Origin of the sequence: Candidatus Nitrosocosmicus franklandus (assembly GCF_900696045.1) — an archaeon.
GTDB lineage: Archaea > Thermoproteota > Nitrososphaeria > Nitrososphaerales > Nitrososphaeraceae > Nitrosocosmicus > Nitrosocosmicus franklandus_A.
Map to the genome: position 1 here is coordinate 1,237,212 of NZ_LR216287.1, position 18,657 is coordinate 1,255,868.

The window sequence follows — 18,657 nt, forward strand, 5'->3', positions numbered from 1 at the left end:
TAAAGTAGCAAAAATACTAGTCATACATAAATAGTTAATACCTAATACTATTTAGTTTACAATAGTTTTTAAAATATTTGCTCCTTTTTATTATATCATTTAGGAATTGCTCTGCCTGAATCACATTAAGATTCATAGCCTCGGCAACATAGGATACAATTTTTATTTTGCCCTTTACAGATCAAGTGCAGTGTATCTTGGAGCGTTTTTACCGGGTCAGGACTATTTAATGCTCCAACCACGAGCATACTAAGATATTTTACTTTATCGCTTTCGTTATTCCCATCGAATTCTTTTTCTAGCTCTGAAAATGGCAGGATCAACTTTCCAAAAATATCGATGATACTTTGTTCTTCAATCCCATGTTCATATAAAAGATCAGGATTTGTTGTGCTGTTTAATTGCTTGCTATTCTTATACACGAATCCATTTGTATCATTATGAATTATAGCCAATTCATGATGTATCTGTCTATTATGACGCAAAGCATTCCATTTCCTATTGAATTTTTTATTACACTGATTACAAACATAATTGCCCATATTATAATAGGTGTTTGGGTTCTACTTATAATGAGTCACTCTGAGTGACTTAAATTAATATCGAATAAGTTGGTTATTTTGAAAACACAAACAAAATATCAACTTACAGGAGGAAAGAAGCAAGAGAATAAACTAAGCTAAGAGATCCTTGTTTTTAGATATAAATTTGTGAATATTAGATCCATATTGAATAGCTTTTTTTGGCTTATAAGCTGATTCTTTGGGAACGCCTATTTTTAGAGCCACTTCTCTTAAAATATGTTTTCGCAATAGATCATTAGAACTTGTTATCTTGTGCTTAAGAGGAATATTTTTACAAAATTTGATAAATGGTTCGGAGAGAAAAGGCTGAAAGGATTCTATTCTTAGTTCATTTATTACCTCGGAAATTTCTTTCATCATATGAGCTTCGTTTGCCAATTTTTCTTCCATGTATTTGTTAATGGCGACCTCACCTTGATTATAGTATGATCTATATCTATCGTATCCACAAAACAATTCATCGAAGCCGTTGGCTGTCAGAAAAAAATTGCCCAAGTTGTTATTTCTTATCACGCAACTAATTTGATAAAAGGCAAGGCAATTTTCAATATGAGAAAGATTATTACATGACAATTTATCTTTTACATACTTGATATCTCTAACAATATCAACAGGACTAATTTCAAAAGTTATATGATGTAATTGCAAAGCGGACAATCTTGAGATGGATTTTGAAAATAAAAGATCATGAGATTCGGGAAAACCAACGGTAACTAGATAAACATGCTTTCCTAAATCTTTACAAATTTTTGCTAATATAGAACTATCAACACCTCCAGAAAATGCAATCACAACTTTATCGACGCCTTTTACGAAAATTTCAACAGCAGAATATAAATGGAGAGTGAGTTCTTCGGATAATAGCACTTTTATCATTTAATTCCTTCAAAATATATTTGTAATAATTATAATAGAGAGATGGTAATAAGTAATAGATTTGGATAAGGATCTAAAGTTTATAGGTCAAAATAAAAACTTAGTTGAAAATAGAACAGGATATTCGATATCAAAACTGTTGGATTTTCTAAAAATAAAATACGAATACAATAACAAATTTAATGACTCTGATCTTAATATTGATTTTAAAATTGGTGATAAATATATTAAAATAATAGAAGACGAGTCCGACATGAATGAATTCAGACTAATCAAAGAAAAGTTTCCATTATTAGATATAATAGCCATAGGAAAATCATCCTTTTTAGGAAAAATTAATGAAATGGATAGTATTTTTTTGTTTGACAAACAGAGTGAGCAAATTGGATCGATTTTTATAGATGACCCTTCCTTGGCCTTTGATTATGCTCATATTCTTCCTTTAGTAGAAAAATGTTCTATAATTCATGGCCACACTTCAACAATCATGGTTGAGATCATAGGAGAGATGAAAAACAATCTTGTAATCGATTTTTCAGAGGCAAAGAAAATAATAAAAGAAGCTTTGTATCAGATAGATCACAAATTCTTCATCAATAAAAAATATTTAAAGAAAGAAGAAGGTGATCATTATTTTATAGAGTTTGATGGTCCCAAGGGCTATTTTGATTTGAAAGTGCCCAAATATACAACATATCTTTTAGACGGAGAAGCAACTGTTGAAAATTTATCTACTGAAATAATCGCAATGCTCTCAAATAAGATGCCACCAAATGTTCAGGCTTTAGGTGTGTATATCTATGAAGGAGTCAATAAAGGAGCTCACATACTTTCTTACATCTAAACGATTTAGTCGGTAGAATTTAACTATTAAAAATTATCAATAACAGTAGTAGGACTCATTTTAGGGCAGAGAATTTATTTTCCAAGACATTCTAAGTAAATTCACGGTATTCAAAGTAGATGTCAATAATAAATAAAATTTGTCAAGCCTTGACCAATGATTTTCTTCTACAGATTACCAAGAATGTGAGCAATAAATTTTGACAGCAGGAAATAATACTAATTAGATGTTCATAGCCCAATCATACACATCATTTATTTGATGGAAAAACGACAACCTTTGAAATAATGCGAGGAAGATTAATAACTAATTAAATAAAGAATATTACAAATTAAACTTTGAGTGTAAAGATTACAGATAAGGCCTGGTCATCGGAATTAGAAAAAAAAATTATACATGATTGGAGGAATAATAAGACATACGACTTTGATGCAACAACCGATCAAAGTAATGAAAAATATTTTGTCATAGACACTCCCCCTCCTTATCCCTCAGGAAGACCATGGCATATTGGAGCTGCTGCACACTATGCTCAAATAGATATGATTGCCAGGTTTGCACGTTTAAAGGGATTAAAAGTAATCTTTCCTATTGGGGTAGATCGTAATGGAATTCCTGTAGAAATTCACACTGAAAAAAAATACAAGATAAGGATGAGGAATACCGATAGAAAAGAGTTTTTGAAACTATGCAAATTAACTTTGGATGAAACAGAAGACGAATTTATGGGGATCTTGACTAGTCTTGGTCTGAGTGCAAACTTTAACCAAAAATATCAAACTGATTCCCCGGACTTTAGGGCCTTTACCCAAGCAACATTCATTGAAATGTGGAATAGGGGTCTTGTATACCTTGGCAACAGACCAAATAATTACTGTGTTGACTGTGGTACAACGATAGCCGATGCAGAGATCATATATTCGGATATCGAAACAAAGTTGGTTTACATAAAATTTTATTTTAAAAATAGTAATGATAGTATTGTCATTGCAACTACTAGACCTGAGCTACTTTTTGCCTGCCAAGCCATAATTGTAAATCCAGAAGATGAGCGATATAAAAAAATTCAAGGAAAATTCTTGAAAATTCCGTTGTTTGAAAGGGAAGTTAAAATAATACCTCATAACTCTGCTGACATGAATTTTGGATCTGGAGCGGTCATGATATGTAGTTATGGTGATCTTAATGATGTTCAACTATTCAGGGAATTAGGGCTTACAGAAATCCGATCTATCGACTTGAATGGAAGGACAACCGAATTTGCAGGTGAATTTGCCAACCTGAAGATAAAAGAAGCAAGGGATAAAATAGTAGATGGATTAACAAATCGAGGATTAGTCGAAAAAATAGAGATCATTACTCACAGAACACCCCTTTGTGAAAGAAGCAAGACACAGATTGAAATAATTTCGCTTGAAGATTATTATCTTAAACAAGTAGACATAAAATCAGAATTACTAGAACGATCGAATTCGATCAAATTTTATCCTGAAATGCATAGGCAAATTCTTGTAAACTGGATAAACTCTATTGCCATTGATTGGCCAATATCAAGAAGACGATTTTACGGAACAGAGATTCCGATATGGTATTGTACAAAATGTAATAGTCCAAATCTACCTCAGCCAGGGAAATACTACAGACCATGGGAAGAGGATCCTCCATTTGAAAAATGCAACAAGTGTAATAATGACAAGTTTGAAGGAGAAAAAAGGATTTTTGATACATGGATGGATTCCAGTATAACTCCTCTTTACATCACAAAATTTAACAAGAATAAAGAAATTTTCGAAAAATCTTATCCGACAGCGATCAGACCTCAAGGAAAGGACATCGTAAGAACTTGGTTATATTATACCATCCTGAGGTGTGTATATCTTACAGACCAAATTCCATGGGAGAGCGCATGGATAATGGGTTATGGTGTAGATGAAAAAGGAGAGAAAATGAGTAAAAGCAAGGGAAATGTCATTGATCCACTCCCACTAATTAATAAATATGGTGCAGATGCCTTTAGATTTTGGTCTGCAAGTGAAACTAATATAGGATATGATTTTAGATGCTCGGAACTGAAAATACAAGGAGCTCAAAAGTTCTTGTCAAAATTGTGGAATATTGGAAGATTTATTTCTAATTTTGAAGTTGTTGAAGAAAATAACAAGCCTCATGAATTAAATCCAACAGACAAGTGGATACTCGCAGAACTATCGAAAACAACAGAAAAATGCCTCGAAGGATACGAAGAATTGAACTTTTTCATACCTGCAAATGTGATAAGGGAATTTACCTGGAATATATTCGCTGCTCACTATATAGAAATGATCAAAGGTAGAGCATATAATACAAAATCTGATGACAATAGAAAATCGGCTCTTTATACCATCCACAAATGTTTTAGAACAATATTGCTTCTGTTAGAACCAATTTCTCCATTTATCACTTATGAACTTTGGTCAAAGATTTATGGTAAAGAGGAAATGCTTTCAAGTAAAAAAAAGATTCCCATTATAGAGAAGAAGTACGACTCCTTTGTACACCTAACTCAGTCAATAATCAAATTCAATTCAGACATATGGAATAAGAAAAAAGAAACCATATCGGAAATTACAAACAAACCCCTTTCTCTTAAAGATCCCATTCAAACGGAAATACCAACAGAATTGGAATTATTTAGAGACGATTTAATTGTAATGCATAATATTATAACAGAATAAAAACTTTGAAGAAGTTGAAGATTTAAGGTTCAAGATTTATTTCCGCTTACAATGTCTAATATGTCCTCTGCCAAATCAATTACGTTCTGAGATTCCATATTAGGCTCCAAAGTAATTAACAACATTTTTTTGTCCAAGTAAAACGTTAACAAAGATAGCTTTTCACGCTCCACATATACAAAACGAGCTTTACCCATAGTATCATCGAATCTTTCTCTCATAGATTTTCGAAGGGCGGTATGTGTAAGATATAATTCTTCGCTTGGTTGATCAACAATAGAATCTATTCCATGTCGCATTCCACCAACTATTAATGACCCGGTTTCATCAATAAATCCAGCATATCGGATATCTTTGTTTAGTTCAAAAATAGCGTCAATTATTTTTTGGTAGTCCATGAATAATTAGAATGGATACTATTTATTGAATGTTAAGATTATTTATAAGAATTATTAGTATAATCCAAAAAACATCTTAACCCTAATGTATAAAAACAATAGAAATTTTGTAACGATAAAGGCCTTGTTATAAGTAAATCTCCTTAATCTAACAAGTCTATAACGGATGAAAGACACATTAATTTAATATTTTTTTTGTTAATTAATATATGAGGAAAAATTGTATAGAAGAATATTATAGAAGAATAGGATTGGTAGAAGTTAGGAAAATTAGTTTACTGCTATTTCCCTAACGCTTAGATTCTTTATATCTACGTTTGAACTTCCATCCCATCGGAATGTTACGATTGGTCCTCCCCATGAAAGCAATTGATCTGGACTTCCTCCACATCTATCACCCTCGTCTCCGAATCCTCCACTATCCGTATATCCAAATATCTTCTTCCAGTTTCCATCATTATTTTCATCGACCCAATTTTCAAGCTTTACTGCTGGTTTTCCATTTACTACAGTATTGTACATAATGGCCTTGTACCCTACCCACTTATCCTCAATAGACCCGATATTCTTTTGTGCAGGTGTGAATGAGTATCCGCCGGAATGCCATTGTTCTTTTGCAAATCGCGAGCGACCATCCTTGAATAATCCTCCCTTATATGCAGTACCTTCACACGGAACATCAGAATTGTGCTTACCACCATGTGCATACCAAGTCAAATCAAAGTCCGAATCAGATGCCGAATTTATCTTTACAATTCCCGTTATTTCGACATTCCTCCAGTCATTAACTGCTTGCATATAACCGTTGGTCGATAATTGTTTTTGATTATAAGTATCAATATCGTCTTGGTGGTATCCCGTACTAGTAAACACGTTCATTCGGACTTTGCTTGACGTTACCTTCCAAGATCCATCAGTATTTTTCTTCAAAGTGAGTTTAGGATCGAATCGACTATCGGAATTCGGGTTATTCATATTCATGAACCATTTTTCCCCATTTGGTTTGTCAGGATAAATTTTCTTTACTCCAAAAATATCTACCCCACTATTAGGGTCAGGAGTGGGGTCAGGAGTGGGGTCAGGAGTGGGGTCAGGAGTAGGACTAGTTGATGAAGGTTTGGAATATGCCCGGATCTCGGAAATGGAAGCCCAATCATTTTCTGTATTTCCAAATACAGTTACTCGAATATACTTTGCCTTGAGATCAGAATCTTGTATCAAGTAACGCTCATAAGAATTAGTCTGTCCACTGCTTTTTCCAGAGAACAAAGTTGTAAAGATTGAACCGTCTTGAGAGGTTGAAATTGAAAAGTCATTTATTCTTACATCACCTCTGTGCCATGCGATATCTACTGCACAAAGAATATCATCTTTTTCAAGTTCTATTTGGATATAAGATCCTTTTCCATAATTTGACCATCGAGTGTTATAGTTATTATCAAGAACATTTTGTGGTCTGTTTCCATCATTACCACTTGCACCTATACGAGTAACGGTGGCTTCAGAGCAACCTTCAGGTAATTGTTGACCAGGAGTGGGGTCAGGAGTGGGGTCAGGAGTGGGGTCAGGAGTAGGACTAGTTGATGAAGGTTTGGAATATGCCCGGATCTCGGAAATGGAAGCCCAATCATTTTCTGTATTTCCAAATACAGTTACTCGAATATACTTTGCCTTGAGATCAGAATCTTGTATCAAGTAACGCTCATAAGAATTAGTCTGTCCACTGCTTTTTCCAGAGAACAAAGTTGTAAAGATTGAACCGTCTTGAGAGGTTGAAATTGAAAAGTCATTTATTCTTACATCACCTCTGTGCCATGCGATATCTACTGCACAAAGAATATCATCTTTTTCAAGTTCTATTTGGATATAAGATCCTTTTCCATAATTTGACCATCGAGTGTTATAGTTATTATCAAGAACATTTTGTGGTCTGTTTCCATCATTACCACTTGCACCTATACGAGTAACGGTGGCTTCAGAGCAACCTTCAGGTAACTGAGGTAGAGGTTGGGGCTGAGGTTGGGGCTGAGGTTGGGGCTGAGGTTGGGGCTGAGGTTGGGGCTGAGGTTGGGGCTGAGGAGTAGGATTTGGATTAGGCCAAGGCCAAGGCCAATTTCCATTATTTCCAGGATTAGGTACACCATCTATATAACCACCTATGATGTCTTTTAAGTTCAGACTTGCATGTACTTGTGCAACTGAGTCATATAGACCTGGAGTTGAAAAAATTAATGTTAACATTAGAAAAACACTCAGAAAATTGTTATACTTTTTCATCTAAACACTTGCCTCCATTAAATTGAAGTCTTTTGGATAATTCGAATCAATTTCAATAACTAAGAGTGCATAAATTATACTCATTTCAAGAATTTAAGAAAATTTAATATTTATGAGACGCTTACTTATATTATCAAAAAAATATAATATATTTAGTTATACGAATTTGATAATTAATAATTAATGTTTATTTTATTCTACCTATATTTTACTAGAGTATTAGATATAATAAGAGCTTATTACATAAAATTATATAAAATTTTATTACAAATTACAACATATTTCATAAATATCAACACCCGTAATATAAATTGGAATTGTTTCAATATGTCAAAGTAAAGAATGTTGTAATATCAAGTGCTTTTATTATTTTTATGATTAGTTCGGTATTATTATCTGTAGGTCCAGGTCCTGCATTTGCTCAATCATCAGAACTACCCAAAGCTAGTCTACTTTATAACGGAGGTATTTCGGATTTGAAGCCATCATTAACGATAAAAGACAAAATAATGACAAAAATACAAGCACCAGAAGATGAACACAAGTTTGAGTTTAACACATTAATCTATGCAATTAATCGAGGAGACATGGTTTCTTTTGACTTTGAAGAAGAACCTGCACAAGTAGATGCTTTTCTAATAGATTATGAAACAGATTATACCACATTATGGGCGCTAGAAAAGACTCCTAATGGAGAGTTCATTGCAAACACACCATCGCCAGGGCTTTATAATTTAGACGTACATGCAGTATATCCAGATGGAGAATATGTTTCATATTCTAAATTTGTAAATATTGTAGACAATGATCTAAATCTACTGAGCTTAACTCCACAATCTAACCAATGTGGAAATGAATTGTCTTTGGATAAAGTAACAGCAATGGGTAACCCTGCCACAAGTGTTTTGAACGAAGTCATCAATCAGCCCTTGATCAAGGAACTTTCATTCGGCATAATAGACGAATTAAGCATACAATTACCAGATGTCAAGAATATTTGCGGGATTCAATTAGGACTCAGGAATGCTCAAAATAGCATAAGCTTCTTTGCAGTACAAAGCTCTAGTGACGGAAAGTTGTATTCAGATCCAATAATTTTTGCAAATACAGGATTCAGCGGAGAATTACCTGAAATTTATAAATATCCTTCTTCCGTTGAAGCAAAGTTCCTAAAGATAGTGCCCCTTGGAAGTACGTTAGAAAACGGTCTTGGAATAACAGACTTTAAATTATTTGGTCACTAGTTCTAAAATTTTTTTCACAATAAAAAATTTATGATTCTTTTAACTGAATTACGAAGTCGATCTCCACAGGTGAGTTTAATGGTAAACTGTTTACTCCTACAGCTACTCTGGAATGTCTTCCAACTTCTCCAAAGATCTCAATAAGAAAATCTGACGCACCGTTTATTACCTTGGGATGGTCCACAAAAGAATCATCACAATTTACGTAACCTGTTATTTTGACTATTCTTTTTACTTTATCTAATTCTCCAACAGAATTTTTCAGAATCGAAATCGCATTTAGACAGCAGACTTCACAAGCTGATTGTGCATCTTCTATTGAAACTTGTTTTCCCACTTTCCCCTTAAATTTTAAATCATTAGTGGGAGAATCAATTTCTATTGGCAGCTGGCCAGAAATGAAAACAAAATTGTCTACCCTTACCAATGGAACATAAGAACCCAATGCTTTTGATATTCCCTTTGGTATTACAAGATTCAGTGATTCTATTTTTTTCTCTGGAGTCATAATTTAATACTTACTTGTTGTAACTAAAATGTTAACCTTTACGTTTAGTAAGCTTTTTAATATCTTTATCTTTTGTTTTACATATGTCAAAGGAGGGTGACCTTCCAAAACTTCCGGTCAGGAAATTGAAAATAGGTACTATAAGTATCTCCCTGATAGTAATGGGATTATCTTTGTTAGGCATTTATATATTATGGGCATCTTTTGGTTATATTGGTCCATCCTTTTCTTCTGACGTTTTAAATTTACAACAATCAACCTTAAGAGCTGAATATCATTTACCAGAAGAACCAGTAATTACAGACCCGACTATTTTGCAAACTCCCCCATCTCTCCGCCCTTTTTTGACTGATAATGCAACAAGCTCATCTAATGCAACAAGCTCATCTAATGCAACAAGCTCATCTAATGCAACAAGCTCATCTAATGCAACAAGCTCATCTAATGCAGCACAACAGAATGCCGGAGAAGTTCATGTTTCAATTGTTCCAAACTCTTCTACTTTAACCGATGATGCGTTTAGTCCAAATCCTGTAGAAGTTACAGTAGGCCAATCAGTTATCTGGACAAATGATGACACTGTATTTCACACAGTGACATCGGGAACCGTTGGTGCAGATGATGTTGGACAACTATTTGATTCTGGGTTGACAGGACCAACTGCTCTCACAAGTCAAGGAAAGACTTTTGAGCACAAATTCGAAACAGAAGGCGAATTTCCATACTTTTGCATGTTGCATCCTAATATGGTTGGAACAGTGTCAGTGAGCTAATTCAACAATTACCATTCGTTAGTGATTTGATTAAACAACATACTTGTATAGAATATAGTTTGGATGGATCACCAAAATTGTATTGATGAGATTTGATAGTTATTGATACATATCCACAAAAAGTGTATTATAAATATAATCATGTATCTTCACTGTCATGAATGAAAAAAAGAACAAATTAAAACCTAATTCCTTGATAAAGGAAAGTAGCCCTTACTTATTACAACATGCTTATAATCCTGTCAATTGGTTTGCTTGGAATGATGAAGCCCTCAATTTAGCAAGAAGAGAAGATAAACCAATCTTTCTCAGTATCGGGTATAGCTCTTGCCACTGGTGCCACGTTATGGCACATGAGTCATTTGAAGATAACGAAATTGCAAAAATCATGAATGAAAAATTCATTAATATCAAGGTGGATAGAGAAGAAAGACCAGACATAGATGACATTTATCAAAGAGCATGTCAGCTGGTTACTGGTAATGGGGGTTGGCCTTTATCCGTATTTTTGACTCCAGATCTTAAACCGTTTTACGTGGGGACATACTTTCCAAAAGAGAGCAGATATGGAATACCAGGGTTTAAAGAAATCCTCAATCAACTTTCACAAGCGTATTTATTAAAAAAAGATGACATAAATAAAACAGCTGCAGAGTTTGTACAAGCATTAGTGGATACCTCAAAAGATATCAAACATAGTAATAATAACAAAATGGAAATTGATAAAACAGTACTCGACGAATCCGCACTAAATCTATTACAAATGGCAGACTTTGTTAATGGGGGTTTTGGTATTTCCCCCAAGTTCCCTAATGTATCGAATTTGATCTTTTTGTTAAGATATTATCATATTTCAGGAATAGAAAAATTCAAAGAATTTGTTTTATTGACATGTGATAAGATAATCTTTGGAGGAATACATGACCACTTAGGTGGAGGATTCTCCAGATACTCGACCGATCAAAAATGGTTGGTACCTCATTTTGAAAAGATGCTGTATGACAACGCACTATTGGTCATCCTATTTTGTGAAATGTATCAAATTTCTAAAGATGACATATTTAGAGATACGGTGGAAAAAACACTAGACTACATATTACGGGAGCTTACCAATGATCAAGGAGTCTTTTATTCAGCAGAAGACGCAGATTCTGAAGGCGAGGAAGGAAAATTTTATGTTTGGTCAAAGAAAGAAATCATATCAGAAATCAACATTCCACTGCATCAAGATATATTTTGCGAATACTTTGGTATAACTGAAACCGGGAATTTTGAAGGAAAAAACATACTAAGTGTGAAATATTCAATCGATCAGTTATCAAAAAAATATGGCTTAGATGTAAAAGAAATCAAAAGCATAATAGATACATACTCAACTAGACTATTTAATATTAGAGAGAAAAGAATAAGACCTCAAAAAGATGACAAGACAATACTATCATGGAATGCATTAGCCATTTCTGCATTTGTTAAAGGTTACAAAATAACAGGAAAGCAAAAATATCTAGAAGCTGCTTTAAATGCAGTAGAATTCATAGAGAAAAAATTAAAATCAACGGAAGGATACCTATATAGAATTTATAAGAAAGGCGAGGTCAAAATACTCGCTTATTTGGATGATTATTCTTTTTATATTAACGCCTTATTGGACATCGTTGAGGTAAGGACAGATTCAAAGTACATAGATTCGGCTTGTCGTTATGTGGATTTGGCATTAAAACATTTCTGGGATATAGAAGATAATAACTTTAATTATACTTCTAATATGCATGAATCTCTTCTTATTCGAACAAAGATGTTATACGATCTCGCAGTACCGAGTGGAAATTCTGTATTTGTATCGAATTTGATTCGTTTGTATCATATAAAAGGAAAGACGGACTATTTAGATAAAGCTGAAAAAATGATAAAGGGGTCGATTTCCTCGGCAATTGAAAATCCATTTGGATTTGGTTGGTTGCTATCATCCATCTATTTGTATATCAAGAAACCAATAGAAATAACAATTTTTTCTAAAGATAGTAAATATTCAAAGTTGACTGATGAAATAAATAAAATGTTTATTCCAAATGGTATAATTTCAGTTTTGTATGAAGGAAATACTTCACAGGATCTTTACAAATTTAGCCTATTCAAAGATAAGATACAGATCAATAAAAAACCAAATAGTGATTTTGTATTAATATGTAAAGATTTTACTTGTACTCCCCCAATAACAGACCTAGAAGAAATAAAGAAGATTTTGAATTCAAATTCCTAAAGGAAAGAATTAAATAAATTTTTTGCAGCTATATCACATTGTTGAACTCTGTTCAAGTAAAATTTTTTTTTATTGTCGGGTTTAGTTTAGTTCTACTCCCAATAATTAATGTAAATGCATTTGGTCAATTGAACCAAACATCAGATAACTTTGATCAAGCAAAATCATCTAGTGATGAGGCGCTATCATTGATTGATTCTTTGAAAGGATCGTCTCTACTTGATTCAGTAGTAGAGGACATGAAAAATATTTCCTATCCAACAGCGAATCAAACAATCAACAATGGAAACAATAGCTCTCAGCCATTAGAAAATACGTTAAATTTTCTGATATCCAATAGTACTGCTGCAATTGATCCTCTACCTTCCAATAATACAACCATAATACCAGACGCTATCAACAAAAATACTACAGCTGATGGATATAGTCTAAATAACATACAACCTATTATGGTCCTGCCTTATCCTATGACTATTTCTTCAAAAGACATTATTCCATTATATAGTTCAATACCACTAAAGATCGCCAATGGCAATATTCTGGCAAAACTTCCATGTAATTCAACCAGCTCAATATTACAAATTGCTGGCAGCACCTCGGATGGCAAATTATTTCCAATACAACTAAATCTTTTGCCAAATTTAACTGGAACGGGAAGTATGTGTATGTACCAGTCAGTGATTCCAGATGACTTATCGAACAGACTATATTCAAACACATTGACCAACATCTACCTCTATAATCCTTTGGAATACCCGCTTGAAGTACCAACTACAACCTCCATTTTTATTGGAATACACAAGCTAATAGAGTGAAATACCTCCTCTCCCTCTATCTAAATCGAATACATAATTCCGCCTGAAACTATAGGTATAGAGTCTAAGTTTGAAAGTTCCTTGATACGAGCAATAATTGCATTGAACCAGAGACTATCTATACCTTGGCTCCAAATTGTTATTTTCTTATAGTCTCTTTCTTTGCCTTCATGAAAATAACCTTTACAATCCTCGACCGTCATATTATTATATTTCTGACTTATTTCCTCGACAGCTAATTTCGCTTCTGCTGGTAAGTATAAAATAGTTAATGTTGGATATGGAATGGTGTCTGTAGAAGTAGAAGATGATGACGCATCATTAGCCATGGTTATATTGTATTTTAGACTTATATGATGATTTCGTTATAAAAGTTTGAAAAACAAAAGATTGAAATCGGAAATTCATAAAGGCTATATGTTAATTACTTTATTGTAACTGTATGAAGGCCGATCAATTTACAAAAAATATACTTGATTTAAATACTAATATATTATTCATCGGGATTGTTGAAAAATCCGGACATTTAAATATCAGTAGTCAAAGGGAGGCATTAGATAAATATTTAAAAGGAAGAAATGCCGAATTGATTATTTCTGAATCCGCATATGCAGTTGATTTGAGAAAAGGTTTTTCATCACCATTTGGAAACTTAACTTCCATTTGCTACGAGTATAGTTCACTTAGAATCTTAATAATACCAGTGAAAGATCACACTTTGTTCTTGTTGCTCAACAAGGATGTAAATACAAGTGATCTAATACAACAGATCTATAGGATTATTAATTCTACAAAAGAACTTGATCTATACTCTTAAAGAAATGTATGATTCATGGTCCAATAAAATGATATTAACGTCAAAATCGACATTATTTTTGACTTTTAAGCTGTGACCAGAAATCCAACAATCTAAAGTATGAAGAAGTTGCTTCTTTCATGGTTTGAAGATAGGCTTCACGTATTTGTTCCCATAACAAGTAATAATCAAAAACGTTACCTGAATGTGATGTGATGTCAGTTTGATCCTCTTCCTTCTTGTCTATCTCCCTCTCAATAAGATTTGAAGTAATCTTTTCTTCTGCTTCTCTTTTGGCCTTTTCTTCTGCTTCTCTTTTGGCCTTTTCTTCTGCTTCTCTTTTGGCCTTTTCTTCTGCTTCTCTTTTGGCCTTTTCTTCTGCTTCTCTTTTGGCCTTTTCTTCTGCTTCTCTTTTGGCCTTTTCTTCTGCTTCTCTTTTGGCCTTTTCTTCTGCTTCTCTTTTTGGCCTTTTCTTCTGCTTCTCTTTTGGCCTTTTCTTCTGCTTCTCTTTTGGCCTTTTCTTCTGCTTCTCTTTTGGCCTTTTCTTCTGCTTCTCTTTTGGCCTTTTCTTCTGCTTCTCTTTTGGCCTTTTCTTCTGCTTCTCTTTTGGCCTTTTCTTCTGCTTCTCTTTTGGCCTTTTCTTCTGCTTCTTTGTTGGGTATTACATATCCTTTAGGAAGTGTCATAATTGAATTGATATGTATAAAGATTAATGTTTTTCTAAGATTCTATAAAAGATCAATCGCATTTAATTAGAGACAATATTGAATCAAAATTTTCCCTGCACTTTTCTTTTTTATATATGGTTAAAAGACTTTGAAGTTCAGATCGCATATTAGTATTATTATAAATTGTTTTTACTTGTTCTGCTATAGGACCCCTGAAAAACAAACCTTGTATTGCAGAAGTCACATTGTTGACTTTCCTGTTCCTACTAGCGCTTTCAAAATCAACTATTGTGCATTTTGAACCATCGTGAGAAATTATAACGTGATTATCTAGTTTGTTTAATTGACCATGATCAATACCCATCACATCCAATTTGAAACACTGGTTTAAAATATCAAGGATAACACGTCTCACGAGGTCTAATTTTGTTATAGAAGAGAAGAACCATTTTCTGGCAGACAAGCCTTCAATACATTCCATCAATAACATATTTTTCGTATGCAAATAAGCACTTGGACCAATATTATGTAGATTGACATATTTATAAAAATTAAATTCATTTTCCATTGCAATTCTACATGAATCGGTTCTTTTAATCTTGACTGCCATTGTATTATTTTTAAAGTCACGAACTTTTAGAACTAAGCCTTCATTACCTTTCCCTAATATGTTAATAGAATTTAAAACAGTAGGTCCTTCCAAGATCACAAATTTTATGTTTAATGAGCGAAGCTCATTTATTCTATCTCGATATTCAACAGAATCAAATTTGGGATAACACAATAGATCAGCTAACTTGTATGATGACAATAGAACTTTATTAGAAAAGCCTGTCATCTGTGGTTATCAATTCAGAAATGGTATTACTTACATGGAGATCAAGTTTGGGATGTTGATTTAAAAGATATATATTTTGAGAACCCAAAAAATCGGTTTTCAACCCCTTTGGAATTCCTATCAAGTTTGGACTGTTCTCAAAAACGTACTTGAGATATTCCTTTATATTAGTATGGTCTCTAAAAAGAATACATTTAGTTATAGAATTATTATCAATCCACTTCAATGGAGATTTTTCGTTAGCCTCGGCAAATTTTTCAACATCATTGATTCTAAGAATTTCGGGACCAACTTTAAGAGATAAGGAAGAAATCGTCGTTGATTCAAGTAACAGTGCTATGACACAATGATTTTCTTTATCATTAACACTGCAGATAGATCTAAAAATTTTAAAACCGTAAGACTCTGAAAATCCGATAATAGATTTAGTTAGTTTTTTAAGCTGTCCCCAGATAACATCGGATGGCCTATTTGTATATGTAAATTCGATAACAAGAATAAAAGACGATAATAAATTTTTAAGATTGTTCTGAACAGCAAAGATATTTTGAGAAGTAAAATATTTTTCACTAGGATTAGATAAGAATCTTCTTGAAGCTTGAATCATGATTGCAACGGAACGAGCTGAAATTGCACTACCAAGATTTCTATTTTGATCAATTGGGTCTAGAATTATAGCAAAACTGTTATGGTTTACATTAGTCCTTTCTAGTGAAACTGTGTTTTCATTGATACTTATAATCATCTTGTTACTAAATTTTTTAGAAAAAAATTCGAGAGTTGACAAGAACGATCCGAATTTTGAGATCAATACTTCACAGACATATCCGCTAAATCCCTCAACAGAAATTTCGGCACCGTAGATCTTTAAGGCTTTTAAAAATCGCTTAAGCACTCTTACTTGATTTTTCTGTTGCTGATTTAAATGATTAATCATGTAAGAAGTGTGAAAGGGAGAACGATCTGCAGCACTTTTCCATTTACCAAAAGGGACGTCAAAGCAAGGTACAATATTTACTTTTATCCCTTCTATAACCGCTTCAACATAAGGATGATCGGCATATCGAAGATATGGAGAATACTCTGTTAAAGACTGCATCCCTATCTGCTTTCCAAGGGTTTCAAAATGATCATAGTCCAATTCATATCGAAATTTAAGAAAGATATCTATATCGGTCTCATTTTTGAGCCATGTACCCTTTGCAAATGAACCACCGAAGACGATATCTGTAATATATTGTTCTAGATTATGTTCCAAAATATATGAATCAAGTTTTTTCCTTACACTGTTAGCGCAATCTATTAAACGCTCCTCCTCATCTGTGGAAGGAACACTATCTATTAATATTCGTTCAATTAAGCTATGTATGTTCATACTCTTCATCTCTTTAAACTGCATTGATGGTTAGTAAGTCAGAATATATTGATCCCTGGGGTGCAAGAACACTTTTCTTTAGCTTAACATGTTTTACCTCCTCCATATGAGAAACATTTAGAAGATTGGGATTAAAGGACCCTAAAGTGTTAAATTGGTGTTTTGGACGAAAAATGGTAAGATGAGGAACAAAATCAGTTTTCTTGTTTGATAGATTGTTTTGTGATTTATTCTCGAATTCGTTGATTCCGTCTAACAATTTTGTTATAGTATCATAAAGGATATTTAATTTATCAGTACTTTGTTTGTCCAATCCTAGCCATATGACCCGAGGATTGGACAAATTTGGAAAACAGCCAGCGTTAGTAAATCTTATCTCGAATGGTTCAAACTTTAAATTCCTTAGGTTTTCAGCTATTTTTTTAATTTCAGAATCACTGATCTCGCCTAAAAATTTTAAAGTAAGATGAAGATTACCTTTAGCGATTGGTCTCATACTAAATTTATCAGATTCACTCTGCTTCAAAATCATATTTTGATAGTGAACTATTTTTTCCACGCCAAGAATATCTATCGCAATAAAGGTTCGCATAATACAACTAGACGAAACTCTAAATATATTAATTCGCAAACCTGTAAAACGAACCAAAAGATAAATTACAAAAAGTTCACAGATGTAGTGTTGGTCAGTTCAAATCAATTAGTTATTTGTTTAACTGGTATGCCGGGTGCAGGAAAATCAACAGTAGCCAGATTTCTTCAAGAATTTGGATTTCATTCCATCACAATGGGAGATGTTATAAGAGAAAAGGCAATCGAGAATAACCTGCCTTTAGATGATTATAATTTAGGGGAATTGATGAAAAATTTTAGAAAGACACATGGAAATGATATTGTTGCAAAGCTAACAGTCGAAAAAATTACTAATTTAGAGAATTCAGAATTCATAGTTGTCGACGGAATTAGAAGCTATGATGAATTCATAGTATTGAAGAGTATTGGTCATGTAAAATTATTATCTATACATGCTTCCCCTGATATCAGATATAATCACATAAGACAGCGAGACAGATCGGATACCCCATCCAACCATGAAAATTTTCTTCAAAGAGATGAAAGAGAAATGAGTGTGGGGATTAGTAGAGCTATAGCTTTGGCAGATGAATCAATTTCAAATAACAACATAACTGTCAATGAGCTCAAAGAACATGTTGAAAGCATCGTTAAAAAATGGATTGACGAATACAAGAACAGCAAACAAGAAAACAATATTACCATACACTAGATTAGAAATGGAGAATAATCGTATCAAGGTTACAATTGTAGCTTCGGTGAATTCGACTGAAGATAGACAAAAGGTAATTTTTGCACTCAACAATATTTTTCCTAATTCAGAATTGATAGAAAAGAAGAATAATATATCTACAAAAATGGATGATTTGAGGGTTTTAGAAAAAATTAAGGAAAAAATAAGATCTAAAAAATCATTGGCCGTATTACAAAGAATACTTCACAATAATTACCACATGGGAAACACATGGTTCTTAATAAACAAACAGGCAGCATTTGTAGATAATGTTGCAATAATAGAAAATGAAGATGAATCCCCATTAGGACCAATAAAAATATCTATAAATGGATGCAATCTTGAACAAATCAAAGAATGGTTCGAACGTTAAGTAATGAT

Annotated in this window: 19 protein-coding genes; 9 read left to right on the plus strand and 10 right to left on the minus strand. The window is 33.1% G+C overall.

All coding sequences use genetic code 11. The features are described from left to right. Window positions 1-125 precede the first annotated feature (125 nt). Window positions 126-485, minus strand: coding sequence for a hypothetical protein (locus NFRAN_RS05800; protein ID WP_134483739.1), 360 nt, complete (start codon window positions 483-485; stop codon window positions 126-128). A 189-nt stretch (window positions 486-674) separates the two neighbouring features. Further along, on the minus strand, window positions 675-1,460 hold the full coding sequence (locus NFRAN_RS05805; protein ID WP_134483741.1) for an asparagine synthase C-terminal domain-containing protein: 786 nt from the start codon (window positions 1,458-1,460) through the stop codon (window positions 675-677). A gap of 61 nt (window positions 1,461-1,521) precedes the next feature. On the opposite strand from NFRAN_RS05805, the gene NFRAN_RS05810 reads away from it, so the two are divergent. Next, a complete protein-coding gene (locus tag NFRAN_RS05810) occupies window positions 1,522-2,304 on the plus strand; it encodes a 6-pyruvoyl trahydropterin synthase family protein (RefSeq protein WP_232037946.1) in 783 nt (260 codons plus the stop codon). Between the two features lie 338 nt (window positions 2,305-2,642). Next, window positions 2,643-5,018, plus strand: a complete 2,376-nt coding sequence (locus tag NFRAN_RS05815) for a valine--tRNA ligase (protein ID WP_134483744.1) — start codon at window positions 2,643-2,645, stop codon at window positions 5,016-5,018. A 29-nt stretch (window positions 5,019-5,047) separates the two neighbouring features. On the opposite strand, the gene NFRAN_RS05820 is transcribed toward NFRAN_RS05815, so the two are convergent. Beyond that, window positions 5,048-5,416 (minus strand): DUF6659 family protein, encoded by a 369-nt coding sequence (locus NFRAN_RS05820; RefSeq protein ID WP_134483746.1) that lies wholly within the window; start codon window positions 5,414-5,416, stop codon window positions 5,048-5,050. A 270-nt stretch (window positions 5,417-5,686) separates the two neighbouring features. Continuing rightward, on the minus strand, window positions 5,687-7,693 hold the full coding sequence (locus NFRAN_RS05825) for a discoidin domain-containing protein (RefSeq protein WP_172602165.1): 2,007 nt from the start codon (window positions 7,691-7,693) through the stop codon (window positions 5,687-5,689). 374 nt (window positions 7,694-8,067) lie between these two features. Here NFRAN_RS05825 and NFRAN_RS05830 point away from each other — a divergent pair, with 374 nt between their 5' ends. Next, complete coding sequence (locus tag NFRAN_RS05830; protein WP_134483750.1) at window positions 8,068-8,937, plus strand: hypothetical protein; 870 nt, start codon at window positions 8,068-8,070, stop codon at window positions 8,935-8,937. A 28-nt stretch (window positions 8,938-8,965) separates the two neighbouring features. Here NFRAN_RS05830 and NFRAN_RS05835 read toward each other — a convergent pair whose 3' ends face one another. Further along, a complete protein-coding gene (locus tag NFRAN_RS05835; RefSeq protein ID WP_134483752.1) occupies window positions 8,966-9,445 on the minus strand; it encodes a RidA family protein in 480 nt (159 codons plus the stop codon). Between the two features lie 83 nt (window positions 9,446-9,528). Here NFRAN_RS05835 and NFRAN_RS05840 point away from each other — a divergent pair, with 83 nt between their 5' ends. The 3 genes from NFRAN_RS05840 (at window position 9,529) to NFRAN_RS05850 (ending at window position 13,293) form a co-directional block, all read left to right on the plus strand. Next, on the plus strand, window positions 9,529-10,218 hold the full coding sequence (locus tag NFRAN_RS05840; protein ID WP_134483754.1) for a cupredoxin domain-containing protein: 690 nt from the start codon (window positions 9,529-9,531) through the stop codon (window positions 10,216-10,218). 157 nt (window positions 10,219-10,375) lie between these two features. After that, window positions 10,376-12,478 (plus strand): thioredoxin domain-containing protein, encoded by a 2,103-nt coding sequence (locus NFRAN_RS05845; RefSeq protein WP_134483756.1) that lies wholly within the window; start codon window positions 10,376-10,378, stop codon window positions 12,476-12,478. A 38-nt stretch (window positions 12,479-12,516) separates the two neighbouring features. After that, entirely contained in the window at window positions 12,517-13,293 is a 777-nt protein-coding gene (locus tag NFRAN_RS05850; RefSeq protein ID WP_134483758.1) for a hypothetical protein, read from the plus strand. A gap of 20 nt (window positions 13,294-13,313) precedes the next feature. Here the strand turns inward: NFRAN_RS05850 and NFRAN_RS05855 are convergent, their stop codons facing one another. Continuing rightward, on the minus strand, window positions 13,314-13,622 hold the full coding sequence (locus tag NFRAN_RS05855; protein WP_134483760.1) for a hypothetical protein: 309 nt from the start codon (window positions 13,620-13,622) through the stop codon (window positions 13,314-13,316). Between the two features lie 113 nt (window positions 13,623-13,735). Between NFRAN_RS05855 and NFRAN_RS05860 the strand changes: the two genes are divergently transcribed. Next, on the plus strand, window positions 13,736-14,110 hold the full coding sequence (locus tag NFRAN_RS05860; RefSeq protein WP_134483762.1) for a hypothetical protein: 375 nt from the start codon (window positions 13,736-13,738) through the stop codon (window positions 14,108-14,110). Window positions 14,111-14,343: 233 nt separating this feature from the next. On the opposite strand, the gene NFRAN_RS05865 is transcribed toward NFRAN_RS05860, so the two are convergent. From NFRAN_RS05865 to thpR, 4 genes are read right to left on the minus strand one after another with little or no spacing between them, the layout of a single operon-like run. Beyond that, window positions 14,344-14,775: a hypothetical protein gene (locus tag NFRAN_RS05865; RefSeq protein WP_197731136.1), complete on the minus strand. Its 432-nt coding sequence runs from the start codon at window positions 14,773-14,775 to the stop codon at window positions 14,344-14,346. Window positions 14,776-14,827: 52 nt separating this feature from the next. Further along, window positions 14,828-15,595: a serine/threonine protein kinase gene (locus tag NFRAN_RS05870; RefSeq protein ID WP_134483764.1), complete on the minus strand. Its 768-nt coding sequence runs from the start codon at window positions 15,593-15,595 to the stop codon at window positions 14,828-14,830. Next, window positions 15,579-16,970, minus strand: a complete 1,392-nt coding sequence (gene cca / locus NFRAN_RS05875) for a CCA tRNA nucleotidyltransferase (RefSeq protein ID WP_172602166.1) — start codon at window positions 16,968-16,970, stop codon at window positions 15,579-15,581. The genes NFRAN_RS05870 and cca overlap by 17 nt, the downstream gene beginning before the upstream one ends. Window positions 16,971-16,983: 13 nt before the next feature. Beyond that, window positions 16,984-17,562, minus strand: coding sequence for an RNA 2',3'-cyclic phosphodiesterase (gene thpR, locus NFRAN_RS05880; protein ID WP_134483768.1), 579 nt, complete (start codon window positions 17,560-17,562; stop codon window positions 16,984-16,986). Window positions 17,563-17,652: 90 nt separating this feature from the next. Here thpR and NFRAN_RS05885 point away from each other — a divergent pair, with 90 nt between their 5' ends. Beyond that, on the plus strand, window positions 17,653-18,255 hold the full coding sequence (locus NFRAN_RS05885; protein WP_232037947.1) for a nucleoside monophosphate kinase: 603 nt from the start codon (window positions 17,653-17,655) through the stop codon (window positions 18,253-18,255). Window positions 18,256-18,262: 7 nt separating this feature from the next. Beyond that, on the plus strand, window positions 18,263-18,649 hold the full coding sequence (locus NFRAN_RS05890; RefSeq protein ID WP_172602167.1) for an RNA-binding domain-containing protein: 387 nt from the start codon (window positions 18,263-18,265) through the stop codon (window positions 18,647-18,649). The last annotated feature ends 8 nt before the right edge of the window (window positions 18,650-18,657 follow it).